Origin of the sequence: Flavobacterium sp. 2755 (assembly GCF_031455715.1) — a bacterium.
GTDB lineage: Bacteria > Bacteroidota > Bacteroidia > Flavobacteriales > Flavobacteriaceae > Flavobacterium.
On sequence record NZ_JAVDTG010000003.1, the window covers coordinates 439,229 to 463,298 of the forward strand.

The window sequence follows — 24,070 nt, forward strand, 5'->3', positions numbered from 1 at the left end:
AATGAAAGAAACTACTATATCTGCCTGTTACGTAAGTCCTTCACTTAATAATGAGCAATTTGTTCCTGAACATTGCTTTATGTATTTAGTTTCGGGTTCGATGCTGGCTTACGACGGAAGTAAAGAATACAAAATTAAACCCGGAGATTTTGGTATTGCAAGAAGAAATCATTTAGCAAAGTATACCAAACAACCTGATAATGGTGAGTTTAAAAAAATCTACATTTTGTTTGAACAGGATTTTTTAAAAGAGTTTAATGAAAAATATCAATTTAAAGTCGAAAGTGAGAAACCGACAAATGGTATTATAGCATTAACTAAAAATGCATTAACTAAAAATTTCATTCAGTCGCTTACTCCTTATTTCAACGAAAAAGGCACAATTGACGAGCAGTTTTTGAATGTAAAACGCACCGAATTACTGCTTGTACTATTAAAAGTTAATCCTGAACTGGCCAATATTTTGTTTGATTTTGGCAGTCCCGAAAAAATAGACCTTGAAGCTTTTATGATTCGTAATTTCAGGTTCAACGTAAGTATAGAACGTTTTGCCTACTTAACAGGACGCAGTTTATCGGCTTTTAAAAGGGATTTCGAAAAAATATTTAATGCTACTCCAAGTCATTGGCTAGTTCAAAAACGACTTGAAGAAGCATATCATTTAATTGATAAAAAGAACAAAAGGCCGTCTGACATTTATCTGGACTTAGGCTTTGAGAACTTTTCCCATTTTTCGTTTGCCTTTAAAAAATTGTTCGGCCATTCGCCAACCCAGCTTATTGAAACGAAGAAAAATAATTAATTAAAATTGAAAGTTTAAGTCTGTAAACGCACCTTTTATTTTGGAGCATAACGATTGTGATCATACGATTTTCTCTCTGAGATATATTGTATAATAAGGTTCTTTTTCTGGTCGTCGGTCAAATTTTGAGTATAATTTTTAGCCACTACAACCTCAAGTCTGTTTAATTCATCCGTTGATAAATTATCAAAATAAGAAAGTACTAGTTCCTTATTTTCGAGCTCGTTAATATCAACATAAGGAACTACTTCCGGTCCTGTAGTAATTGCTTCCTTTTTCTTGGAAACATTTATTTTTTCTACTTTTTCAGATTCCTTCTGAGATGAAACTTTAGCTTTAGTAAGGTTCACATTTTCATTTATTTCAACTTTTAACGTCGAAGATAATTCAGCATAATTCATTTGAGAAGTCTCTTTCAAAATATAACCTAAAACTGCAGCCACAATTGCTTTTGGCAAAAATATAATGATATCACTGTCGATGACAGAAACTGCCTGCAACGCAGAACCAACTCCAAGTATAATAAGCGAAAAACCTAAAATCATGAAAAGATCTTTCAGAATAACATCAATTTTTCTGATACGGTTTCCTAATAAAATAGTAACCACTATCATTACAATATTAGAGAGAATCAGCAATATTGCACTCGAAATAGAGGTCGAAGCAAAAGAAGCTAATGAATTAAAACCTTGTTCTTCTTGTGCGAAATATATCGGTATTGAACTGAATAAAACTGAACCTAAAGAATAAATAGGTATTGCCAGGAAAACTAAAGATATAATTATTAATGAATCGGCCTTGCCATACTTAAGCACTCTATTTAAAAAAAGTTTAAAAACCAGTAGTATTCCAAACCAAACCGCAGCACTAAAAACTGCAAAACCATTTGCTAAAAAACCATGAAACCAGGTTTTGTCTACATAAAAAAATTGTTTGTAAATGGCAAATACAATTATTAAGGCAGCATAGATATAGGCAATTAATGCGGTAGTGTTATAAATTTTTGGTAAACTGGTTTCTTGGGTAGAGTTACTCATAAAGTTGGCAGGTTTCTGAAGTGGTTATTTGGGAGTTAAATTTTATTTTGATCAAAAATATATAAATTTAATTAGAAATCATTAGAAGATTTTTTTCGGTTCACAGAAGCTCTCTTTCGTAAATATAATCTGAATCTATTTTATCAGATTAGCATTTTTAATCGTATTTTCGTTTAACTAAAAATAGCATTTAACGTACTCCCAAATAAAAATGAAAACTTATTTTGTTGACTCATTTACCAATGAAAAATTTAAAGGAAATCCAGCTGCAGTTTGTCTTCCAGATATAGAATTAGACGCAGAAAGTATGCAAAACATTGCAACCGAAATTGGATTTTCGGAAACTGCCTTTATAAAACAAATAAAAGACAATACATATAGCATAAGATTTTTTAGTCCGAAAACAGAAATTCCGTTATGCGGACATGCTACATTGGCTTCGTCTAAAATTCTTTTCAGCACAACTTCTTTAGAAAGTATAAAATTTATCAACTGCGATAATGTTGAATTATTTATTGAAAAAGAAGCAAATAAAATCAAAATGCAATTTCCGGTTTATGACACAGAACAAACAGAAGTTCCTCAAAAACTCCTTGACGCTCTGGGAATTTCTGAAACTATAGAAAAAAGGTACAGCCCAAATAACAAAATAATTTTAGTTGAAATTGAAAGCGCTCAGGAACTGGCAAATTTAAAACCAGATTTTACAGCATTGATAAACTCACATACCGGAATAAACGGTGTGCTTGTAACTGCTGTTTCAGACAACGAAAATTTTGATTTTCATTACCGATATTTCTGGCCGTGGGCAGGAACTAATGAAGATCCTGTAACGGGTGGAATTCAAACCTTTTTGACAAAATATTGGGCCACAAAACTCAATAAAACAAAATTGAACGCATACCAATCTTCTTTAAGAACCGGAACTATGAGTACAGAACTTTCAAAAGATAAAGTTTATATTCTTGGAGAAGCAGTGATTGTTTTAGAAGGTGAATTTATTTTATAAATCTTTAAAAAAAAATATGAAAGCATTAATTACTACTTTATTTTTACTTTGCAACATCACTTTATTTGCACAATCAAATCAATTTGCGGGCGATTATTCCCGTTCACTTGGTGAAGAAGGAAAACATATAATTGAGTACAAATTGACCTTAAATCAAGATGGAACATTTGTATTTCATTCGTATTCTAAAATTCAAGGCGGAACTCCTCCAGAAGCAAATAAATACGGAAAAGGAAAATGGAGTTCAAAAGATAATCTGATTACTTTTTCTTCTAATAAAAAAGAAGATTTTGACGAAAAATATACTTTGGATTTTAATAATTCCACAGCCAGATTTGTCACTAAAAATCCCAGAGATAAAAGTGATAAAGTCGTAAAAACTAAACTTCAATTTTTAGAATCAGAAATTAACTGGATGCAGAGAATTGATGTTTTTAGAATATAATACACAATCTATGATAGAATTGTTAATAAGAAACAAAGACAATTTTATTTAATCAATCCAAATTGGCCTGAAAATAAGGCTTTAATAAAAAAGTGCGTAAAAAACCTTTGGCTTTTTTTACGTACTTTTTTTATACAATTCCCTTACCTGCCTCAAAAAACGGAAATCCGTAATTATTTTTCTCGTTTACGGATTTCCGTAAAACTACTGATTGTAAAGCCCTTAGTTTTGAATAACAAATTTATATCCTGATTTGTTTGTATGCTTTTATGTTATAAAAAAAGCCGGGTATTTTTTTGAAACCAAAAACTAAAACAGATACATAATCTTAAATTTTACAAACAATGAGCAGAAAATCAATTCAAGTAACCGACATTTTTTTGGCTATACTGGCTATATTATTAATTAGTGTAAGTTTTTACCAAACCTGGCTAGGATTAGATCAGATTTTTGGTCCGGCTTCTTTTATAATCGCCTTAGTCTTATCTTTCTTATTGTTGTTTTTAATCTGGATGATCAGAACTGCAAAAGCAGAAGGCCGCACTACTTCAAATTTGGTGGGAATTTATCTTTTTATTGCCTCATTTTGTTTCATAGCCAACTTTAATGCTTTATACACCAGATTCATGAAAACCGATATTTATACTACCGAATTAAGAGATATAAACGAACGTTTTAATAATCTGGAAGCTGATGTTCAGTCCAAACTAAGCTACAAATACAACAGACAAACTTCTCAGGATATCGAAATTAAAAAGAAGCAGATGATGGAGCAGATCAAAGATCCAGGAAATAAAGGAATAGGCACAAGAGCCCAGTCCTTAATACGGGACATTGAAAAACTAACGGGACAAAAGGTTGATTTCCTGACTCCGGTTGCTAATGATTATGATGATTTGGCAGAAAGAATGGGATTACAGATCGACAATATGATTTCTGACCTTTCGCCAGAAGAAAAAGCTTTAAAAACAGATATAAACAATGCCGTATTAAAATGGAATAAAAAGATTCAGGACTTATTACTGCTTTCTAAAAAAGAAAAAGACGATCTCTCTCAGGGATTAATCGATGATTCATTATCAGAATACAATAAACTTGGAAATCGTGCCCACTCCATTTTAGGTGACGACAAATTTAAATTTACTCCTGAAATCTCCAAAACACAAGATGTCGGCAAAATTGGTTTTGCCTTTGATCACGCCGTCAAAAATTTTGGAATGTACCAGTTTGTTGTATTAATGGGCTGTATTCTATTAGACTTTGTTATTGTAATTATTGTGTTACTAGCTACTCCAAGCAGCGGAAACAGCAGTAATAACTCCAGCATTTTTAGCGGTAGTAAAAGAAACGGAAAAGTATTAATTGCTAAAAACTAAACAAGATGACTGAAGACAACAACACCTTAAAACCTTTAACCCTGAGCAATGAAACATTAAAACCAATTTCATATGAAGCTCAAAATAATGCAAGACCAGATTTTGTTCCTTTGGCAAATGCCAGCACCAATCAAATTAAAAATAAGGAAAGTAACTTTATTTTCTTTTTTGGTGTAGGAGAATCAGGCAAATCGGTTATACTTTCTTCTATTTTGTATTATTTAAGTTCACAAGCCGGCGTTTTACGTCCTAAACTGGGTACTCCCAATACAAAAGAAGCACAGGTTTTACTAGCCGATTTTTTTGAAAACATAAGACAAGGTATTCTACCCAATAGAACTACCCGCGATCAGGTTACGAGACTGGACTTAATATTTGAACCAAACAATAAATCTAAAAAAGTTCCGCCTATAAACCTGACTTTTCTGGAAACTTCGGGAGAAAACCATAAAGATATCAGCAGAGGCGGTACTTATCACAGTAGTATTGAAGCATATTTGAATGCTAATATTCCACTGACTTTTATAATTGTGACCAGCTATGACAATGCACATCTGGAAGATACTTTAATAAACGAATTTCTGGACGAACTGGAGAGAAAAGGTAAAAATCTGAAATCAATAAACGTGATTTTAGTTGTTTCTAAATGGGACAAATCCGGCAGAACAGATGTTTCAAACGAAGATGAACTGGAAAATTTTATCAACGAAAGGCTGCCAAGAACCAATACCCGAATAAATTCTTATGAATTGAATAAAACCTATTTTACAATTGGCAGTATTGAAAACAATGGCAACGGAGAAAGAATCACACTTTTAAATTTAGCTCCTGCCGAAGTTTTGTCAAACTGGCTTTACGAAAGCATAGTAGGCTATCCGTTAGATTACGAAGGAACTTTTTGGGAACGATTAAAATTTAGCTTTTAAACTAATGACACAAAATATATACCTGCTGGCTTTTGGCACATTTGGAAACCCTTATGGTTTTAGACAGACCTTTTATTTAGGAAACCAAAATGTTGTGAAATCAATTAGAACTTTCGATCTCAATACAAATGCCATAAAACTATTCGAAAACAGCACCCTTTACTCCATTCGTAAAGAATCAGTAAACGGATTAAATGCCATTGCTTACTCCAAATACTCTTTTGCAAAAGAAAAAAATTCTGACCGAGGCGGAACCTTTGTTGGAGCCAGCATCCTGTTTACCAATGAAATTGCAGAAGATAATTTGACGATTACCAAGCTCAATGAATTTCATAAGATATTAGTTAGCAAAAATGTCGTTGATAAAACCATAATGGTGAATCATTCTGATGATTTTACCGTTGACATGCCTAAAGATTTTGATAAAATCAGCTTTCATCTTAAAAGTATTGACGAACCTTCTAATTTCAGGTTATCAAATTCAAATCTGGTTGTTTATTCTCATATAGATGAAAATTCACTACAGCAAAACCTGAAAAAATCATTAGAACTATTGAATAATTTTGACACTATCTTTTTTACTGACCATCAGGAAATTGCAAATTTCACTGTCGCTAAAAGTCTTTACAAAACAATAGATGAAAAAGGATTTAATGATGAAATACAAATTGTAAAAGAGGAAAAAAAGAAACAGCGACAGATTATACTTCATGATTTCGAAAAAGAATTTTCTGAACTTGAAGAAAACAAAAAAATGAGTATCAGGGTACTTAAAGACAGTATTGAGCAAAATATAAAACTGCATCAGGAAAATGGCAGAAAAATAGAAGAGTCAAAAAAACAAGTTGCTATTGTAGAAAATAAATATTCGGAATTTTCAAGGAAAATAAAAGAAGCAATAAGCTACATACACTCCGATAAAAAAATTGAGGAAATAAAACTATTTCACAATGAAAACAAACGTGAATTTATAAACTATATAAATGAAAATACTAAACCGCAATATCTAAATAGTTTAAGTAATATACAGTCAAAAACCAGCTCAACTCTTAGAAATCAACCAGCTCCAGATTGGCTTCAACCTGAGAACGAATTTAAAAGAAGAGAACAAACAAAAGAAAAATCATCCCGAACTTATATGTTCCTTTCGATTTTATTTTTCTCGTTATGGATTTTAACCTTTTTATATTTTCTTTTTTTAGATGAAATAAATAAGTTGCTTTTAAGTGCATAACTTTAGTGTTTGTCTTTATCGGCTTTGCGATTTCACGAGAACCAACACAAGAGCAGAAAAAACTTAGTGTCCTCGCGCCTTTGTAGCAAACCGAAAAAAAATCCTAACTTCGCTCTTTAAATAAGAAAAGGAGAAATGAAGGTCTGTATTGCTGAGAAACCAAGTGTAGCACGTGAAATCGCATCCGTTTTGGGCGCCAATACCAAACACGACGGATATTACGAGGGCAACGGTTATGCCGTAACCTACACTTTTGGGCATTTATGTACCTTAAAAGAACCTAACGATTACAAACCGCACTGGAAAAGCTGGGATTTAAACAATCTGCCTATGCTTCCCGAAAAATTCGAAACCAAAGTCGTTCAGAATTCGGGGATTCAGAAGCAGTTTAAAATCATCAAAAGCCTTTTCGACAAAGCCGAATTAGTCATAAACTGCGGGGATGCCGGACAGGAAGGAGAATTAATCCAGCGCTGGGTGATGAATGAAGCGCATTATAAAGGCGAAATAAAACGTCTATGGATTTCATCCTTAACAACCGAAGCCATAAAAGAAGGTTTTGACAACTTAAAACCTTCTGAAAACTACGATAATTTATTCTACGCCGGATTTTCAAGAGCCATTGGCGACTGGCTTCTGGGAATGAATGCTACACGTTTGTATACCGTAAAACATGGCGGTTACAAACAAGTATTGTCTATTGGACGGGTACAAACGCCAACTTTAGCAATGGTGGTTGACCGATTTAAAGAAATCGAAAACTTTAAACCTCAGCCTTATTGGGAATTGCAGACTTTATACAGAGAAACACTTTTTAGTTATGAAGAAGGGCGTTTTCTGAAAAAAGAAGATGGAGAAATTCTGGCTGAAAAAGTCAAAGAAAGTGATTTCGAAATTGTTTCGGTTGATAAAAAGAACGGAAACGAATATGCTCCAAAACTATTTGATTTGACAGGTTTACAAGTTTATTGCAATCAAAAATTTGGATTTTCGGCAGAAGAAACACTTAAAATTGCACAGACTTTATACGAGCAAAAAGCCATTACATATCCCAGAGTTGATACCACTTTCCTGCCGGGAGATATTTACCCAAAAGTGCCAGGAATTCTGCAAAAGCTGACTAATTATAGTCATTTAACAGAACCGCTTTTAGAAAAGAAAATAAAAAAATCGCCAAAGGTTTTCAACGATAAAAAAGTAACTGATCACCATGCAATTATTCCAACGGGAATCGAAATTAATCTGCCGTACAATCAGCAGCAGGTTTACGATATTATTGTAAAACGTTTTATTGCCGTTTTTTATGATGATTGTCTCGTTGCAAATACAACAGTTATTGGAAAAGCGGCCGATGTAACTTTTAAAGCGACAGGAAAAGAAATTCTAAAAAAAGGTTTCCGTGTTGTTTTTGAAGATCCAAATGCAAAAGAAAAAGAACCCGATTTACTGCCGAGTTTTGTTGTGGGCGAAAAAGGTCCGCACGAACCTTCTTTCCTTCAAAAAGAAACCAAACCGCCCAATCATTTTACCGAAGCAACTTTACTGCGTGCCATGGAAACTGCAGGAAAACAAGTCGACGACGAAGATTTACGTGAATTGATGAAAGAAAACGGAATCGGACGTCCGTCAACGCGTGCGAATATTATCGAAACACTTTTTAAACGTCAGTATATTGTTCGAAATAAAAAACAGGTTTTGCCAACAACAACTGGGATTCAGTTGATTGATACAATTCAAAATGAATTGATAAAATCGGCAGAGCTTACGGGTTCTTGGGAAAAACAATTGAAAGATATTGAAAAAGGAACTTTTACCGCCGCTGCTTTTATTAGAAACATGAAACGCATGGTTGAAGCTTTGGTTACCGAAGTTCGAAGCGAAACAAGACACGCTAATATTTCGCATGCTGCAACGATTCAAAAACCGGCTGTAAAACCAGAGAAAAAGAAAGCTGAAGGAATTTCGGCAGAAACTTGTCCGAAATGTCAGAAAGGGAATCTTATAAAAGGAAAATCGGCTTTTGGATGCAGTGAATATAAAGCGGGTTGTGATTTTGTGCTTCCTTATGTTTTTTTAGATAAAAAAATTACCGAAAGCCAGTATTTACGATTGGTTCAAAAAGGTTCAACCGTAAACATAAAAGGCTTTAAAACCGAGTCTGGAACTGTTGAAGGTTTAATTCGTTTTGAGGAAAATTACAAACTTAAATTAGAACCGAAGAAAACCGAAGCGAAAAAGACAAAACAAGAATCATCAGATTCTTTAATGTGTCCGAAATGTAAAAAAGGAACCATCTTAAAAGGAAAAACCGCTTACGGCTGTGCTGAATATAAATCGGGCTGTGATTTTAAAGTTACTTTTGATGAAGTCCGTGCCAAACTAAAAGATCAAAAACCAACGAAAGAACTGGTTTATTCAATTTTAGAGGAAAGCGTTTAGTTTTTTTAGCCACAGATTAAAGGGATTAAAAAGATTTTTTTTTCGCCACGAATTACGCGAATTTTCACTAATTTTTTCACGCAGATTCTGCAGATTTAAGCAGATGTGCGCAGATTTTATAATTCTGAATCAAAAATTAAATCTGCCTAAATCTGCAGAATCTGCGTGAAAAAAATCATTTTAATCCCTTTAATCTGTGGCAAAACAAATTCAGTTTTTCAAAAAGAAATTAGTGAAAATTAGTGCAATTCGTGGCAACAATTTTTTTCATACTTTAGTGCTTCCATTTAACATCAAAAACTCATAAATATGTTTCAGAAAATTACTCTTTTAGCGCTTGTATTAGCTGTTGTTTCTTGCCAGAAAAAAGAATCTGTTGAAAAAGATAAAATCAAAATCGCCGACTGGCTTATCGGAAACTGGGAAAATACTTCTCCGGATGGTGTTTTAACTGAAAACTGGGAAAAGTTAAACGACAGTACTTTCAACGCTTATTCTTATTATATAAAAGGAAAAGATACTTTGCATTTTGAAACTATTGTTTTAGCCCAAAAAGGCGAAACTCTAACTTATTTTGCAACCGTAAAAGGACAAAACGAAGATAAAGCAGTAGCTTTTCCATCAACTGCAGAATCTGACAAACAATTGGTTTTTGAAAATACAAAACACGATTATCCTCAAAAAATCACCTATACAAAAGTTGCAAATAATACTTTAACTGCTGAGATTTCCGGAAAGTTGAATGGAAAAGTGAGTTCTGAGAAGTTTGTTATGACGAAGAAATAAATCAATGAAACAAAAAATAAATTATATCCAGATAATTTTTCATTTCATTGCAACATATTTTATTATATTTTCTTTTCAGTCGTATTCATGGCTTCACGATATAAAATTGATTGAACTAACAGAAATTCATGGTGCTAAAAATATAATGGACAACCATGAAAAATATGGAATAACTTTAAAAGACATCACGTTTTTTAGTTTTTGGCCAAGTGTAGCTTGTTTAGCAGGAATTGTTTTTGCATTTGTAATATCAATTGTGATTTCAAGATTTAAAAAATGGTCTGTTTGGAATAGCTTCATCACTCTGATAATAATTTATCTTTTATACCGATTTGATCTTCTGGGTTGGGATTATCTTCGACCATTTTTATCACTTGGTCGATTTATAGATGATTATCAATCAAAATTTATAATTAATGGCTCATTTTTGCTACTTATTGGACTTGTAATTTTCTTTTCAAAAAGGACAAATAAATTAATTCAAAATCAATTTCAAAAACAAACTGAATGAAAAGATACTTTGTTTTATTTTTAGTTTTGTTTTTCATTCTCAGCTGCAGTAATAAAACTCAAAATACAATTGAGAATATTTTCGATAATTTTTCATTTAATACTACATTATCAAATAGTTCTGAAATAATTATCAAAGTTTACGACTCGACCATAACACACAATCGATCTGGAAGTCTTGAATCTCTTATTCCATTAAAAGAATGTAAAACAAAAACCAATCAGCAAATTCAAGATTTCAAAAATATTTTCGAAAATGCTGAAAAAACTGGTTATTGCTGCTGTCCAGTAAGTACTTATTCTATTCTTTTTTTTAACAAAAAAGACACACTTGCTCTTTTCTATGTTGATACCCTTGAATTTAAAAATAAGGTACGAATCTTCGAAGGAAGTTTTCAATATTCATATATCATTGAGAAACAAAAGTGGAAAAAATATCTTAAAGAAATAGAAAATTAAAAATGCTATAAACATTAAAGTGAATCAATCAAATCGAAAATTCGTTTTTGGAAAATTAGAAATTAGAAAATTTATAATTTCAGATTATTTATATCTGGCGGCTTATATAATTGGAGTTGTATATTATTTATTTGCTACCAAATATACCCCTGAAAATAAATTTGTAACCTCATGGATAGTATCCTTTGTAGTTGGCTTTCAAACCATTTCTTCTCCTTTTGGGTTAAGATTTAGAAACGTTTATTTTTCAATTATATGGCTAATACTTTCGCTAATTTTATTAATTGATAATTATTTTATATCATTAATGCCTATCTCTACTTTTATTTTATATCATATAATTAGGCTGATATTTTGGAAGAAAAACAAAAGAGAATTCATTCCATATGAAACTGGAAAAGGAAATATGTATCGATATAAAAGTTCTTTTGAAGGCAAATATGGAGATTTAAAAGATAAAAAATATACTAAAATTCTTTTAAGAATTGGTCTTTTAATAATCTTTCTTTGTTTTACCCAAATAATTGGATTAAAGGTTTAAATCGACAGAATACTCAATTTGAAACTCTTTGCAAATTAATTATTTTCAAAAAGAACCAAAGGTTCAACTAATTTTGTAGGGCCGGATTTTAATCTGGTCTACGCAAAAATTATGCACAATGCAAAAACCCCAGAACCGTAGAATATCAGCATCTTAGCAACTTAAAAACCTACTCATTCTCCCCGATCTTATTCACCATAAAAATCATCAGAATACCTAAAAGTGCCATAATCAAAAATGCCCATTTCATACTTAGATATTCAGAGATAAAGCCAACCATTGGCGGAACTAGCAAAAACCCAAGATAACCAATTGTAGATATAGAAGTTAAGGCAGAGCCACTGCTCAATTTTGAAGATCTTCCCGCAATACTAAACACCAACGGAACAACGCAGGAAACTCCAAATCCTATCAAAACATAACCAAAAATAGTTGGGTAAGCATACGGCAGAATAAAACAAAGAGCGAAACCTACCGTAATTAAAATACCGCTGTAAAGCAGAATTTTTTTAGTTCCAAATTTCATTACACCATAATCGCCAAATATACGTCCTAAAGTTACCGCTGTAGCAAAAAATACAAACGCTGCGCTGGTTAGCTTTGGCGAAGCTTTTAATATATTTTCAAAATAAATTCCGCTCCAGTCGTACATTGTATTTTCGCACGCCATTGAAACAAAACAAATCAAGGCAAACTTGACAAGATTTTTTTCAGGCATTGAAAAGAACTTCTTTTTAACCGGTACAGGTTCATTATGAATACTTAACGGATAAAAACAAGCCGTAAGAGCCAGCATAAAAACACTTACTCCTAATAAATGATGCGCCGGTGCAATATGCTGTGTAACCATTACATACCCCAAACCAGCTCCCGAAAAAACAGCAATACTCCAAACCGCATGAAAACGGGTTATAATTGATTTTGGATATAGTTTCTGCACTTCCAGAGATTGCGCATTAATCGATAAATTGAAAATATTACGTGAAGCGCCAAAAATTAAAAGTATAATAACCAGCTGCCATACAAAAGCGGCCAAACCCGGTAAAGACAGCACAATATTAAACATAATCGCTCCTAAAAGCATAATGTAACGGCTGCTGTATTTATTTAATAATTTTCCTGTAAACGGCATTGTGAGCATTAAACCTATTGGAAATGCAAATAAAACAGCTCCAAACTCAGCTTCGCTTAAATGCAATTGCGCTTGTATATGCGGAATTCTGGATACCCAGGAAGAATAGCCAAATCCGGAAAGGAAAAAAAACACAGTATTTGCTATACGGAATCCTCGAGGTGTATTTTGTATTTTTTTGAAGAAAGGTAAAATCATGAAGTCTGTTTTTCAGATTGCAAAAATAAAGCTTTTAAAGGGAATTACTGTTCTTTTTACATTTAATAAAAATCTGTAAATATTACTTTTATTCCTTCCATTTTCTTTTATTCTATGCTTCTATTTTTTTTCTAAAAATAGATTTCTATCACTAAATTTTAAAAATATTTTCTTTAAAAGTCCCGTATTTGTTGGTAAAGAGATTAAAATTTCTAAATTTGCGTTGTTTTTATTTATTCTAAATAATAAAACATATCCAAAAAAAAAGAAATCCCATGAATTATTCAAATGTCAGCTTTAAACAGGTCCTTACCAAAATCTGTTTGCTGCTATTCTTTAGCTGTAATGTATTTGCACAGCAAAACTTAGGTAAAATTAAAGGAGTAATAACTACATCTGACGGAGAACTTGCCGTTGGAGTTAACATCATCCTTAAAAATTCAAAATACGGCACAATTACTAATGAAGATGGTGCTTTTGAATTTAACCGCGTAAAACCTAATACTTACACATTGCAAGTTTCGCTGACTGGATATGAAACACTAGAAAAACAAATAAATGTAACTTCTAATGAAACAACTTCTCTTAATCTAAAATTGACGGTTTCTAACAAGCAATTAAAGGAAGTTATAATTACCAGTAACAGAGGAAAAGCTTTTCCTAAGCAAAGTACCTATGTTTCAAAACTGCCACTTAAAAATATAGAAAACCCACAAGTTTATAACATCGTTTCATCTGAATTGATGAAAGAACAAGCGATTACGAATTACGAAGATGCTTTGAAAAATGTTCCCGGAATTCAGAAATTATGGGAATCTACAGGACGCGGCGGCGATGGAGGTTCGTATTATTCGCTTCGTGGTTTTGAAGTTCAAGCGAATATCGTTAACGGATTGCCAGGTTTAACAAGCGGAACATTAGATCCCGCCAATATCGAACGCATTGAAGTTATAAAAGGGCCGTCTGGAACTTTATTTGGCAGCAGTTTGGTGAGTTATGGCGGACTGATTAATACCGTTACCAAAAAACCTTACGAAGGTTTTGGAGGAGAAGTTTCCTATCTTGTGGGAAGCTTTGGTTTGAACAGAGCTACAGCAGATATCAATACTCCTCTGGATGATAATAAGAATATTTTATTCAGGGTAAATTCTTCTTTTCAAACAGAAAACAGTTTTCAGGATGCCGGCTTTAGAACTTCATATTTTATAGCTCCAACTATCTCTTATAAAGTAAATGAAAGACTCTCTTTTTTATTGAATACAGAATTTATGCAGGAAGAAAAAACAACGCCGTCAATGTTGTTTTTAGGAAGAGATGCACCTTTGCAATATGCTAATTTGGCGGAGTTGAATTATAATACCAATTTGTCATTTTACAATGATGATTTATCAATAAAAAATCCCCGATTCAATTTGCAGGCTCATATGAATTATAAGATTTCATCTAAATGGAGTTCACAAACCGTATTTTCAAGAGGAACCTCTAAATCAAATGGTTATTATTCATACATCTATGATAATGAAGACGGTAACAAAGATTTTGGATTTTGGATTACCAAAGAAAAATCGCAGACTGCAACTACAGATATTCAGCAGAATTTTATAGGCGATTTTAAAATTGGCCCAATGAGAAACCGTATTGTAATTGGTTTTGATTATTTTAAAAGAGATGTGACTTTTGGAGGTACAGGTTATGCAAAACTTTATAATCTTACGGCACAAGGAGAAGTGAGACAATTTGATGATCTTAATCCAAATTATCTAACGGTAGAATCTGTAGATAAAGCTCTTTCTACAGAAGCTGGGCCTGATTATCATTCTAAGGATGCAACTTACAGCGCTTACGTATCAGATGTATTAAACATCACTCCGACTTTATTAGCGATGGCAAGTTTAAGGGTTGATTATTTTGATACTGAAGGTGAAGTAAAAACAAATGATGACAATTATAACCAAACGGCTTTGTCTCCAAAATTTGGACTTGTTTATCAGCCCATTAAAGATCAGCTATCTGTTTTTGCTAATTATATGAACGGCTTTAGAAATATTGCACCGTCGGCGATATATGATAATGATGGAAATTTTATCAAATCTCAAACTTTTAAGCCTGAGCATGCTAACCAGTTAGAAACTGGGATAAAAGCAGATTTATTTTCAGATAAATTAACGGCAACTGCAAGTTTTTATATTATTAATGTTGCCAATTTAGTAACAAGCAACCCAATGTACAGCGCACAAGGCGGTGAAGCCAGAAGCAAAGGTTTTGAATTTGATTTGAATGCTGCACCTGTAAAAGGTTTAAGTATAATTGCCGGATACAGTTACAATGACAGTAAAATTACAAAAGGAGATCAAGGAAATGTTTGGTTGGATCAAGGACAAAGACCTTTTTGGGCCGGACCAAAAAACTTAGTAAATCTTTGGGCAACTTATAGATTTAACGAAGGTTTATTAGAAAATTTCGGTCTAGGTTTTGGTGGAAATTATGCCAGTGATAATGCTATTTTAGATAGTTCTGTAACCGGAAAATTCATTTTACCGGCATATACAATTATAAACGGATCTGTTTTTTACAACTCAAATAAATTCCGCGTAAGCTTCAATGTAAATAATATTGCAAACAAAGATTATTTCAACGGAGGCTGGTCTACAGTAAATCCTCAAAAACCTAGAAATGTTGTAGCGAGTTTTGCTTATAAATTCTAAAAGATTTGTCAAGTGCAGCTTAAGCTTTGTCAGGCTGAGTGAAGTCGAAGTCCTTCGCACTATAAAGCCCTTCTACTTCGCTCAGGGCGACAGACGTTAAAAAAGGGACTATAAAAATTAGTCCTTTTTTAATTTTAAATTTATTATTAATAATTAATCTAAATAAGCATTGCGCAACGAATATTAAGCATTACATTTGTGACACAAAACAATAACCTATAAATCAAAAATTCTGAGTGTCCATCAGGATTTTTCAATATTAATTTTAAATCTCATTATCATGAAATCAAAAACTTTTAAATTAATAACATTTGCATTTTTAATGCTTTTTACAGCACCTCAGCTTTTTGCCCACGCTCTTTGGATCGAAACAAAAGCAACCGGAACAAAAGGAAAAGCACAGGAAATTTCAATTTATTTTGGAGAATTTTCTGAAAATGATATTACAAAAGCAGACAAATGGTTTTCTGATTTAAAAGATTTTACTCTAGTATTAGTTTCTCCATCAAAAAAAGAAACAAAACTTACTTCAAAAGCTTTAGACAATAAATATCAGGCATTTTTTACTCCAGATGAAGATGGAGTTTATACAATTGTGATGCATCATAAAGTTAAAGACGTTTATGGAAATATGGTTTTAGATTACAATTCCAGCGCAACTGTAGTTGTTGGAAATAAAACTGCAGGAAACTATGCAACGGCCAACAATAATATTATTGGTTTGTTCAGCGAAAACGCTGACATCGCAAAAAAGAATGTAAAAATTGATGGATTTGCTTTGTATGAAGGCGTATCTGCAAAAGAACAAAAAATCAAAGTAATTGCTCCAAACGGCTGGGAAAAAGAATTATGGACAAATGATAAAGGTCAATTTTCATTTACACCAATCTGGCCAGGAAACTATATGGTAGAGTTTGCTTATACTGAAAAAGCTGCCGGAGAACATAACGGTAAAAAATATGATGAAATCTGGAAAATGGCTACTTACTTAATTACAGTTAAATAATTTTCAAAACTTTTTTAGATTTTAATTTTCGATTAAACCTTATCCTTCGGGTAAGGTTTTTTTGTTTTAATGCCTTAAATTTATATATAATAAAAACATTAATAACAAATACTTAAGACAATCTTAAGGCAAAACTAATAAAACTTTAAGCAAGATAATCATCTCATAATTTTTTGTTAAGGTATTCGTGTTTCTATATTTGCATTCGATAATTTTTATTGAATCTAAATAAATACCATGAAACATAATTTAATTACATTCTTAGCCTTACTATGCTTTGCTTCTTCTTATAGCCAAAACTATACAAGTACAGAAAACAGTACAGCAGCCGATACCGTAAAAAACAAAAAAGGAGAAATCCTTAATGAAGTATTAATCACGGCAAATAAACCTAAAAAGCCAGTTGAAGCAGCACGTTCAGGTATTAAAGTAATGGACTTGCCACAAAGCGTTCAGGTTATTGGCAGCGAAGTAATCGAACAACAACAAGCAATTAGATTAAGTGAAGTAGTAAAAAACCTTAATGGTGTTTATGTAGGATCTGCTCGTGGTGGTGCGCAGGAATCATTCTTTTCAAGAGGATATGATATGAGTGCTAACAATATGTTTAAAAATGGTTTTAGATATAATGCCGGTTCAATACCTGAAGTTTCTTCTTTAGAAAAAGTTGAATTTTTAAAAGGAGGTTCAGCTTTATTATATGGAAATGTTGCTCCGGGCGGAATCATGAATTTAGTTACCAAAACGCCAAAATTTACAAGCGGTGGAGAAGTTTCTATGCAAATGGGAAGTTACTCTTATTATAAACCATCTATTGACTTTTACGGCCCCTTAAATAAATCTATTGCTTACAGATTTACAGGATCTTATGAAAATTCAGAAAGTTTTAGGGATTTTGTAAAGAACGAACGTATTTATATAAACCCTTCTTTCCTATTTCATATTTCAGATAAAACCCAAATTACATTACAAGGAGATTATCTAAGTGCTGACTGGACTCCGGATTTTGGAACCGGAATTTACGGAAAAACAATTTTAGACTTACCTCGTAATGAATTCTTCGGAGCACTTTGGTCTACTGCAAATACTAAATCTTCTAGCGCTTCTTTATTATTTAATCATGATTTTAATAAAAATTGGAAATTAAATTTTAATTCTTCTTACCAATCTTACAGAAGAACACAAACTTCTACAGCCCAATTAAGTACAATTGATGCAAATGGAAACTGGAAACGTGGTTTAACAAAAGCGGATGCTGCCGAACAAATATTTGGAGACCAATTAAGTTTACAGGGAAATTTTAATACCGGAAGCATTAAACATCAGATATTTACAGGAGTGGATTATGAAAATTCTCTTGCACCTAGTTATACTTTTGGATTTTATGCTCCTGGAAAACCTGCAGACCTTTTAACAACAGAAGCTACGGCTATAAATTTATATACTTATGATTATAGCACCCAAAGTACTGTTATTCCTTATCCAACAAGAACTACACAATTAACCAATACAGAAACACAGCGTTTTGGAGCTTATTTTCAAGATTTAGTTTCGGTTAATCAATACATTAAAGTTCTGGCAGGATTACGTTGGTCGTGGCAGCAAAGTGAAGCTACCACTACAAAAGAAGTGATTGAGAAAAAGAATAATGTAAATGTCATTACAACTGCTTATGAAGATGCAATACCTGTAACTGGTGCAAAAACTATAAGCAAAGCTTTTTCGCCTAAAGCAGGATTGGTTGTACAGCCAACTAAAGATTTATCGTTGTTTGCGAGTTACTCAAACTCCTTTACTCCAAATACAGGAACTACAGTAGATGCAAAACCATTAGATCCATCTATTATAGATCAATATGAAGTTGGTGTGAAAAAAGATTTTTTTAGAGGTCTTTTGACTACTAACGTTACACTATATCAAATTAGCAATAATAATTTAGCACAAACAGCTCAATTTTTATCAGACGGTGTTACACAAAACGTTAATACTAATCTAAAAGAATTAGTTGGAGCTACAAAAGGAAAAGGAGTCGAAATAGATATTACTGCGACACCTGTAGAAGGTTTGAACATTATGGCTGGTTATAGTTTTAACGAAACCAAAGTATCTAAATCATCTGGTACAAGCGGAAGCCTTGTTGTTGGAGATGTTTTAGCAAGAACTCCAAAAAACACTGCTAATTTGAGTTTTTTCTACAAATTGCCTAGCGGTTTATTAAAAGGAGTAACTTTTGGAGCGATTGGAAATTATGTTGGAGATCGTACAGGAGGTTGGAATGATGATTATTTATGGACAGAAAACACACCTTCAACCAATCCAAAAACATATACGGTAACAATTAGAGATCGTGATATTCCTTTAGAAGGTTATGTTACTGTAGATGCTTCTCTTGGGTATGAATGGAAAAAATTCTCCATCTTATGCAGATTATCAAATATAACAAACGAATTGAATTATACCGTTCACGAAAATTACAGTGTAAATCCAATTGCGCCAAGACAGGTAATGACAAGTTTACGTTATAAATTCTAAAATTTTGAATTAGATTTTTTCCATTCAGCATTTTCTGATTATGAAAAATTAGAATGTTTTTAGGAAACTTTAAACCTCATCTTGCAAAAGGTGAGGTTTTTTGTTTTGTTAAAAAATGTGTATCATTTTATAAGTACTTTTGTTCGTATAAACCATTCTAAATCGCAAAACCCAAATATGTCTGATTCTACAAAAACCCAATTAAAGAAAAGTTTAGGTTTAAGTTTTAATATTGCCGTATTAATTGGAGGAACAATTGGTGTTGGAATCCTACGCACGCCAGGCTCGATTGCAGATTTATTAAATAATTACTGGCTTATTCTTGCATCTTGGCTTTTTGGCGGTTTGTATGTTTTATTTGGCGCGAATTCGTATGCAGAACTTGCAACGATGTTGCCAAAAGCCGGAGGATCTTATAATTATATCAAAAGAGCTTTTGGTGAATATGCAGGATTTTTATCCGGTTGGTTTGATTATATTACAAATGCCATTCCGCCTGCATTTTACTGTATTGTAATAAGTGAATATATGATCATTTTGTTTCCGGCTCTTGCTAATTATTCAACAGTTATGGCGATTTCCTTATTGGCTGCTTTTGTATTGATTCATTTGAGCGGTGTAAAAAACGGAAGTGTGATTCAACAGATTACCAGTTTCCTGAAAGTGATTTGTTTTGTCGCTTTGGTTGTAGCCTGCTTTATGTATACTGGAGTTGAAATTCCACCTATAAAAACAGATAATTCGTTCTTTCAAATTGGTTTAGTATTTGGATTTTTCAAATCATTGCAATTAATAATCGGAACTTATAATGGCTGGAATGCCGTTTGCTTTTTTGCGGAAGAAAATGACGATCCTGGTAAAAATATTCCGAAATCTTTATACAGTGGTGTTTTACTTGTTGTAGCGATTTATGTTTTGGTAAATGCCGCCTTTTTTCATGTTTTACCTATTGAAACTTTAGCCAAATCAAATCTGGCTGCCGCCGATGTTGCTAAGATTTTATTTGGAGAAAACGGCGCAATTATCGTTACGGTAATTTCAATATTCTCTTTAATCAGTATTTTGAATGCTTTTATGATGATTCCGCCGAGAATCCTTTACGGATTAAGCCGCGATGGATTTTTTATCGAAAAAGGGACAACCGTAAATAAAGGCGGAACACCAATTGTGGCTCTTTTGGTTTCATCTGTTTTCAGCTTATTGCTGATTATTTTTGTAGGCTCTTTTGAAGTTTTGTTTGGATTCGCCGCTTTTATCTCGATTATCGTTTGGGGATTGGCCTATTTTTCGCTTTTAAAACTAAGAACTTCTGAGCCAGATTTACCAAGACCTTATCGTTCGTTTTGGTATCCGTGGACGACCATAATTGCTATTATTGCTTCGATTGCTTTATTGATTGGATTTATTTACAGCGATCCTAAAAGCTTTATTGTTATTTTGGGAATTACGATTGTTTCTTATCCTTTGTTTTTGGTTTTGAAGAAGAAGAAATAGAACTCTTTATTAGCCACGAATTCACGAATTTTATTTTAACCTTTCAGAGTAAAATTAATTCCTGAATTCGTCGCTATTATTTATCTCCTTGCTTTAAAATAGTCTTCAAAGGCATTACAACCAAAAGCTAACCTTTCATAATCATATTCATAATTTAATTCCAAATCCTTATAGTATCTATTTTTATTCCAAAGAAAAGTTTCATGATTTTTCTTTGGTTTATTATAATCATCCGGATATTTATGAGCTAATTTATTTGCCTCGCACCTGGCCATCATACTTAGACACAAAGCTTTAAACTTAGCTGTTTTAGCATTTTTATACGCCTGTGTATAATATTTTTTTGCCAGATTACATTCATAATATTCATTGTTATCTTCAATAGGAAAATCTCTAATATCAGTTGTTTCTCCTTGTCCGTAACGTCTCATTTGCCAAAGGCTTCCATAAATACTCATGTTATAGTAGCAGTTGGCAACCAAAAAATTATAATAATCTTTATTTTTCTCTGCAGGATTTGAAGCTTGTTTTAAATACAAAATTAATTTTTGAGTTATTGCATATTTATCAAACCTAAATATTTTTTTTTGCACAACAAATTCTGGCGTGTATTTTAAAACAAGAAAAGGGTCTTTTAATCTATAGTCACAATTTTCTTTCTCCCACAAACAATCAGAATAATTAATTTCTCTATATGATTTGTTATCATTTTTTTCAAAATAAAACAAAGCCTGTTCTAATTTATTCTGACGAATGTATTTTGTGCCTATTAAATCGTAAAGTCTTGGAATTTCTTTTTTAATAAAACTATGTTTCCAAGCAGAAAATTTATCTGAATCTTTTTCACTTTTTACAGTTTCATCAATTATGGTTTGAACTTGTTCCGGAGAATAAAAAACATTGATATAAGTAAAATAGTCCGAATAATAATCTGTGTAGTAACCAACTTTTGCCTTAGAACTTTTCCAATAAGCAAAATTATAATAATTATAATTATCTGGATGTTCCTCTAATTTCGAATATAGAAATGAAGCATCAATTCGATTTCCTTTAAATTCTAATTCTCTTCCAATAGCAAATAAAAATTTCTTGTGGTTTTTATTTTTTAGCAAAATAGGTTTAACATCATTCAGAATAACTGCTTTTTCGTTTTTTTGATTTGCTGTTAATGCCAAAGCTTTAATAATCTCAATCTGATTATAAAGTGAATCTTTTTTAGGTATGTTTTTCTCCAATTTTGAAATTTGATTTAAACAACCCTGATTATCCTTTGTTACAAATGACAAATAAGCTTTACAAGTTTTCCAAAAAATAGGATTTTGTACTTTTTTTAAATTAAGGTTCTTGATAAAATCCAATACTTCACCAGCATAAATTCGGTCCCTTTCTACACGTTTCATAATTTCCTTGACCGAATTCTTTTCATTTTCATCATAAGATACTATCGATGGATTAAAAAGAGAATAATAAGGTGTAAAAACCCAGTCTTCAATTTTATTGACTTCTCTTAATAGCAAAAATGAAAGCCCATCCAATTCAGGATTGTATTTATAAACCTGTTTTAGGTAATCAAGCGAACGGTCTGCTTTTTTTATTCCACCAAGTAAATAAACATTCGCTTTTTCCTTATTTGTTTTAGCGTATTTTAAAATTGCTTCAATTGGAATTTGTGAATTAAATGCAGATGAAACTACAAAACGCTTATCTGGTGCATTTGCAAAAACCTGCGAGGCATAAAAACTAGCAACAGCTTTGTCTGGTTCTGCAAACGTCCTGAAATACAAACTCCAATATTTTAATATATTATCTTGTTTTTGAGTTTCGAAAACCTTGGTATATAAAGTTCTGATTTTTGGAAAATCTCCATTGTAATACGCTAATCGTATGGCTAAAAAAGTATATCGTTGTTTAAGGTTTTTGTTTTTAATTGAATTTGAAACTAAAATTGCCTCATCAATACATTTTGTTCTGTTTTCAACCTTTAATGATGCAGGATTATGCTCCCAAAGATTCTCATTAAAAATATTAAAAACTTCGCATTTTTTGGCAAATTTCAAATAATTGACAGCGTCAATATCTTTGATTTTATAAAGGTAACGAAGCATTTCATTTGTACTTTTATCTGTAATATCTTCTAAAGTAAAATCAAGCAAAACCTCTTTTATCGATTCTAGAGAAACTTTGTTTCTGCAATATTGCCTCCAAAGTTTTTCATTTGCATCCATTTTTATTATTCCATCTGCAAACTTTTGATTTGGACAAAAAGAGTCTGAAGAATAATCAAAACCAGAATACCAGTAATAGTTGAAGTTTTCCGGATTAAAAAACGAAAAACGAACATCTTCGCCATAAGGATAAAATCCGCAAGCAAAAATAGCATTACTTGCTAAAATTAGTATAAAAACCAGAAAGTGCTTCATCGTTGTATTTACTTAATTGTTCTTCGTCTAAATGAAATAATCTTACAGTTGTTTCAGGATCAAAAACAACATTTTTCTTGATAATTTCAATGGCTTGGTTTATTTGTTCGGGAGTCAATACTTCATATTTAATTTTATCCCCTATTCTTAAATAAAAATCGCCTGCAAGCTGGTCTTTTGTGACTTCATACCACAATGGTTTTATTTTTTTTAATGATTCTAAAATTTCCTTTTGATTGTCATAAATTACTTTTGAGAATTTATTATTCTGATACACCTGCATCCAGGAATAAGTGGGCAATGCAATATCGAGATGCAACGGGTATTTTTTTTCTTTATTAAGATAAAGGCCTAATTCCTTAAGGTCCAGAATAGAATTTTTAGAATGATTATCCAGCGGGTTTACTAAGTTATAACACATCAAAGTTGCTTTGTCGACCGGCGGAGTTCCCATTTTTTCAGGATATTTATAAGGATACAATCGTAATGTACAACTTATTTGCTTTTTAGAAATCGCTTTTAATTTCTTCAAAAAATAGAAGTAATTGTCTTTTGTTTTTAAAGTCCAATCGCAATCCATTTGAAATTCAGTAACAGGATTAGCCTTCTCAAAATTCTCTTTTGTGTATTTATTTATAAGAAAGTTTACATTATCTGCCAAAGTATCCATTCTTTTTTCATTGGTATTTTTAAAGACTTCGTTTTTTATATATACAGTAGGAACAATAGTTAGTATTTGTTCTCCATAATAGCGCAAAGATGTTTTTGAAATAGGAAAATCTCCATAATTTTCATCATGATCTACTTCAAAAAATTTGACATATAGCTTGTTAACTTGTAAATCGCGCATTCTTGCCTTTTCATTGTCAGATAACTGCCAAGAATTACTTTTCCAGTAATAAAAAGATTTTTCAACGTTTTCTATTTTATTGGAACAACCCAAAAAAAGAGAAGGAATAAACACAAACAACATGATTTTTTTCATTCAGAAGACAGATTTTATTTTAATAGAAATCGTA

General features: G+C 32.1%; 19 protein-coding genes. 15 read left to right on the forward strand and 4 right to left on the reverse strand.

The window, feature by feature from the left end; all coding sequences use genetic code 11:
• Position 1 precedes the first annotated feature (1 nt).
• The gene (locus J2Y38_RS09265) at positions 2 to 802 is read left to right on the forward strand and encodes an AraC family transcriptional regulator (protein ID WP_309841531.1); all 801 of its coding nucleotides are present in this window, start codon (positions 2 to 4) and stop codon (positions 800 to 802) included.
• A gap of 35 nt (positions 803 to 837) precedes the next feature.
• On the opposite strand, the gene J2Y38_RS09270 is transcribed toward J2Y38_RS09265, so the two are convergent.
• A complete protein-coding gene (locus J2Y38_RS09270; RefSeq protein ID WP_309841533.1) occupies positions 838 to 1,839 on the reverse strand; it encodes a hypothetical protein in 1,002 nt (333 codons plus the stop codon).
• Between the two features lie 211 nt (positions 1,840 to 2,050).
• Between J2Y38_RS09270 and J2Y38_RS09275 the strand changes: the two genes are divergently transcribed.
• The 10 genes from J2Y38_RS09275 to J2Y38_RS09320 all read left to right on the forward strand — a co-directional run bounded on the left by J2Y38_RS09275 (position 2,051) and on the right by J2Y38_RS09320 (position 11,564).
• Entirely contained in the window at positions 2,051 to 2,848 is a 798-nt protein-coding gene (locus J2Y38_RS09275; protein WP_309841535.1) for a PhzF family phenazine biosynthesis protein, read from the forward strand.
• A 16-nt stretch (positions 2,849 to 2,864) separates the two neighbouring features.
• Positions 2,865 to 3,293 carry a copper resistance protein NlpE N-terminal domain-containing protein gene (locus J2Y38_RS09280; RefSeq protein WP_309841537.1) on the forward strand — a complete coding sequence of 143 codons (429 nt, stop codon included), beginning with the start codon at positions 2,865 to 2,867 and terminating at the stop codon, positions 3,291 to 3,293.
• A gap of 344 nt (positions 3,294 to 3,637) precedes the next feature.
• Entirely contained in the window at positions 3,638 to 4,669 is a 1,032-nt protein-coding gene (locus J2Y38_RS09285) for a hypothetical protein (RefSeq protein WP_309841538.1), read from the forward strand.
• A gap of 5 nt (positions 4,670 to 4,674) precedes the next feature.
• Positions 4,675 to 5,595, forward strand: coding sequence for a hypothetical protein (locus J2Y38_RS09290; RefSeq protein ID WP_309841540.1), 921 nt, complete (start codon positions 4,675 to 4,677; stop codon positions 5,593 to 5,595).
• Between the two features lie 4 nt (positions 5,596 to 5,599).
• Positions 5,600 to 6,829 carry a hypothetical protein gene (locus J2Y38_RS09295; protein WP_309841542.1) on the forward strand — a complete coding sequence of 410 codons (1,230 nt, stop codon included), beginning with the start codon at positions 5,600 to 5,602 and terminating at the stop codon, positions 6,827 to 6,829.
• Between the two features lie 135 nt (positions 6,830 to 6,964).
• On the forward strand, positions 6,965 to 9,268 hold the full coding sequence (locus J2Y38_RS09300) for a DNA topoisomerase 3 (RefSeq protein ID WP_309841545.1): 2,304 nt from the start codon (positions 6,965 to 6,967) through the stop codon (positions 9,266 to 9,268).
• Between the two features lie 309 nt (positions 9,269 to 9,577).
• Positions 9,578 to 10,054 carry a DUF6265 family protein gene (locus J2Y38_RS09305; protein WP_309841547.1) on the forward strand — a complete coding sequence of 159 codons (477 nt, stop codon included), beginning with the start codon at positions 9,578 to 9,580 and terminating at the stop codon, positions 10,052 to 10,054.
• Between the two features lie 4 nt (positions 10,055 to 10,058).
• Complete coding sequence (locus J2Y38_RS09310; RefSeq protein WP_309841548.1) at positions 10,059 to 10,565, forward strand: hypothetical protein; 507 nt, start codon at positions 10,059 to 10,061, stop codon at positions 10,563 to 10,565.
• Positions 10,562 to 11,023, forward strand: a complete 462-nt coding sequence (locus J2Y38_RS09315; protein ID WP_309841551.1) for a hypothetical protein — start codon at positions 10,562 to 10,564, stop codon at positions 11,021 to 11,023. The genes J2Y38_RS09310 and J2Y38_RS09315 overlap by 4 nt, the downstream gene beginning before the upstream one ends.
• A 19-nt stretch (positions 11,024 to 11,042) precedes the next feature.
• On the forward strand, positions 11,043 to 11,564 hold the full coding sequence (locus tag J2Y38_RS09320) for a hypothetical protein (protein WP_309841553.1): 522 nt from the start codon (positions 11,043 to 11,045) through the stop codon (positions 11,562 to 11,564).
• Positions 11,565 to 11,733: 169 nt separating this feature from the next.
• On the opposite strand, the gene J2Y38_RS09325 is transcribed toward J2Y38_RS09320, so the two are convergent.
• The gene (locus tag J2Y38_RS09325; protein ID WP_309841556.1) at positions 11,734 to 12,894 is read right to left on the reverse strand and encodes an MFS transporter; all 1,161 of its coding nucleotides are present in this window, start codon (positions 12,892 to 12,894) and stop codon (positions 11,734 to 11,736) included.
• A gap of 275 nt (positions 12,895 to 13,169) precedes the next feature.
• On the opposite strand from J2Y38_RS09325, the gene J2Y38_RS09330 reads away from it, so the two are divergent.
• From J2Y38_RS09330 to J2Y38_RS09345, 4 genes are all read left to right on the forward strand, one after another.
• Positions 13,170 to 15,599, forward strand: a complete 2,430-nt coding sequence (locus J2Y38_RS09330) for a TonB-dependent receptor (RefSeq protein ID WP_309841558.1) — start codon at positions 13,170 to 13,172, stop codon at positions 15,597 to 15,599.
• A 280-nt stretch (positions 15,600 to 15,879) separates the two neighbouring features.
• A complete protein-coding gene (locus J2Y38_RS09335; protein WP_309841561.1) occupies positions 15,880 to 16,605 on the forward strand; it encodes a hypothetical protein in 726 nt (241 codons plus the stop codon).
• Positions 16,606 to 16,842: 237 nt separating this feature from the next.
• The gene (locus J2Y38_RS09340; protein ID WP_309841564.1) at positions 16,843 to 19,137 is read left to right on the forward strand and encodes a TonB-dependent siderophore receptor; all 2,295 of its coding nucleotides are present in this window, start codon (positions 16,843 to 16,845) and stop codon (positions 19,135 to 19,137) included.
• 177 nt (positions 19,138 to 19,314) lie between these two features.
• Positions 19,315 to 20,631 carry an APC family permease gene (locus J2Y38_RS09345; protein ID WP_309841567.1) on the forward strand — a complete coding sequence of 439 codons (1,317 nt, stop codon included), beginning with the start codon at positions 19,315 to 19,317 and terminating at the stop codon, positions 20,629 to 20,631.
• Positions 20,632 to 20,711: 80 nt separating this feature from the next.
• Here J2Y38_RS09345 and J2Y38_RS09350 read toward each other — a convergent pair whose 3' ends face one another.
• Together J2Y38_RS09350 and J2Y38_RS09355 are read right to left on the reverse strand one after the other, a co-directional pair.
• Entirely contained in the window at positions 20,712 to 23,051 is a 2,340-nt protein-coding gene (locus J2Y38_RS09350; protein WP_309841569.1) for a hypothetical protein, read from the reverse strand.
• Positions 23,011 to 24,036 (reverse strand): hypothetical protein, encoded by a 1,026-nt coding sequence (locus J2Y38_RS09355; RefSeq protein ID WP_309841571.1) that lies wholly within the window; start codon positions 24,034 to 24,036, stop codon positions 23,011 to 23,013. The genes J2Y38_RS09350 and J2Y38_RS09355 overlap by 41 nt, the downstream gene beginning before the upstream one ends.
• Positions 24,037 to 24,070: the final 34 nt, after the last annotated feature.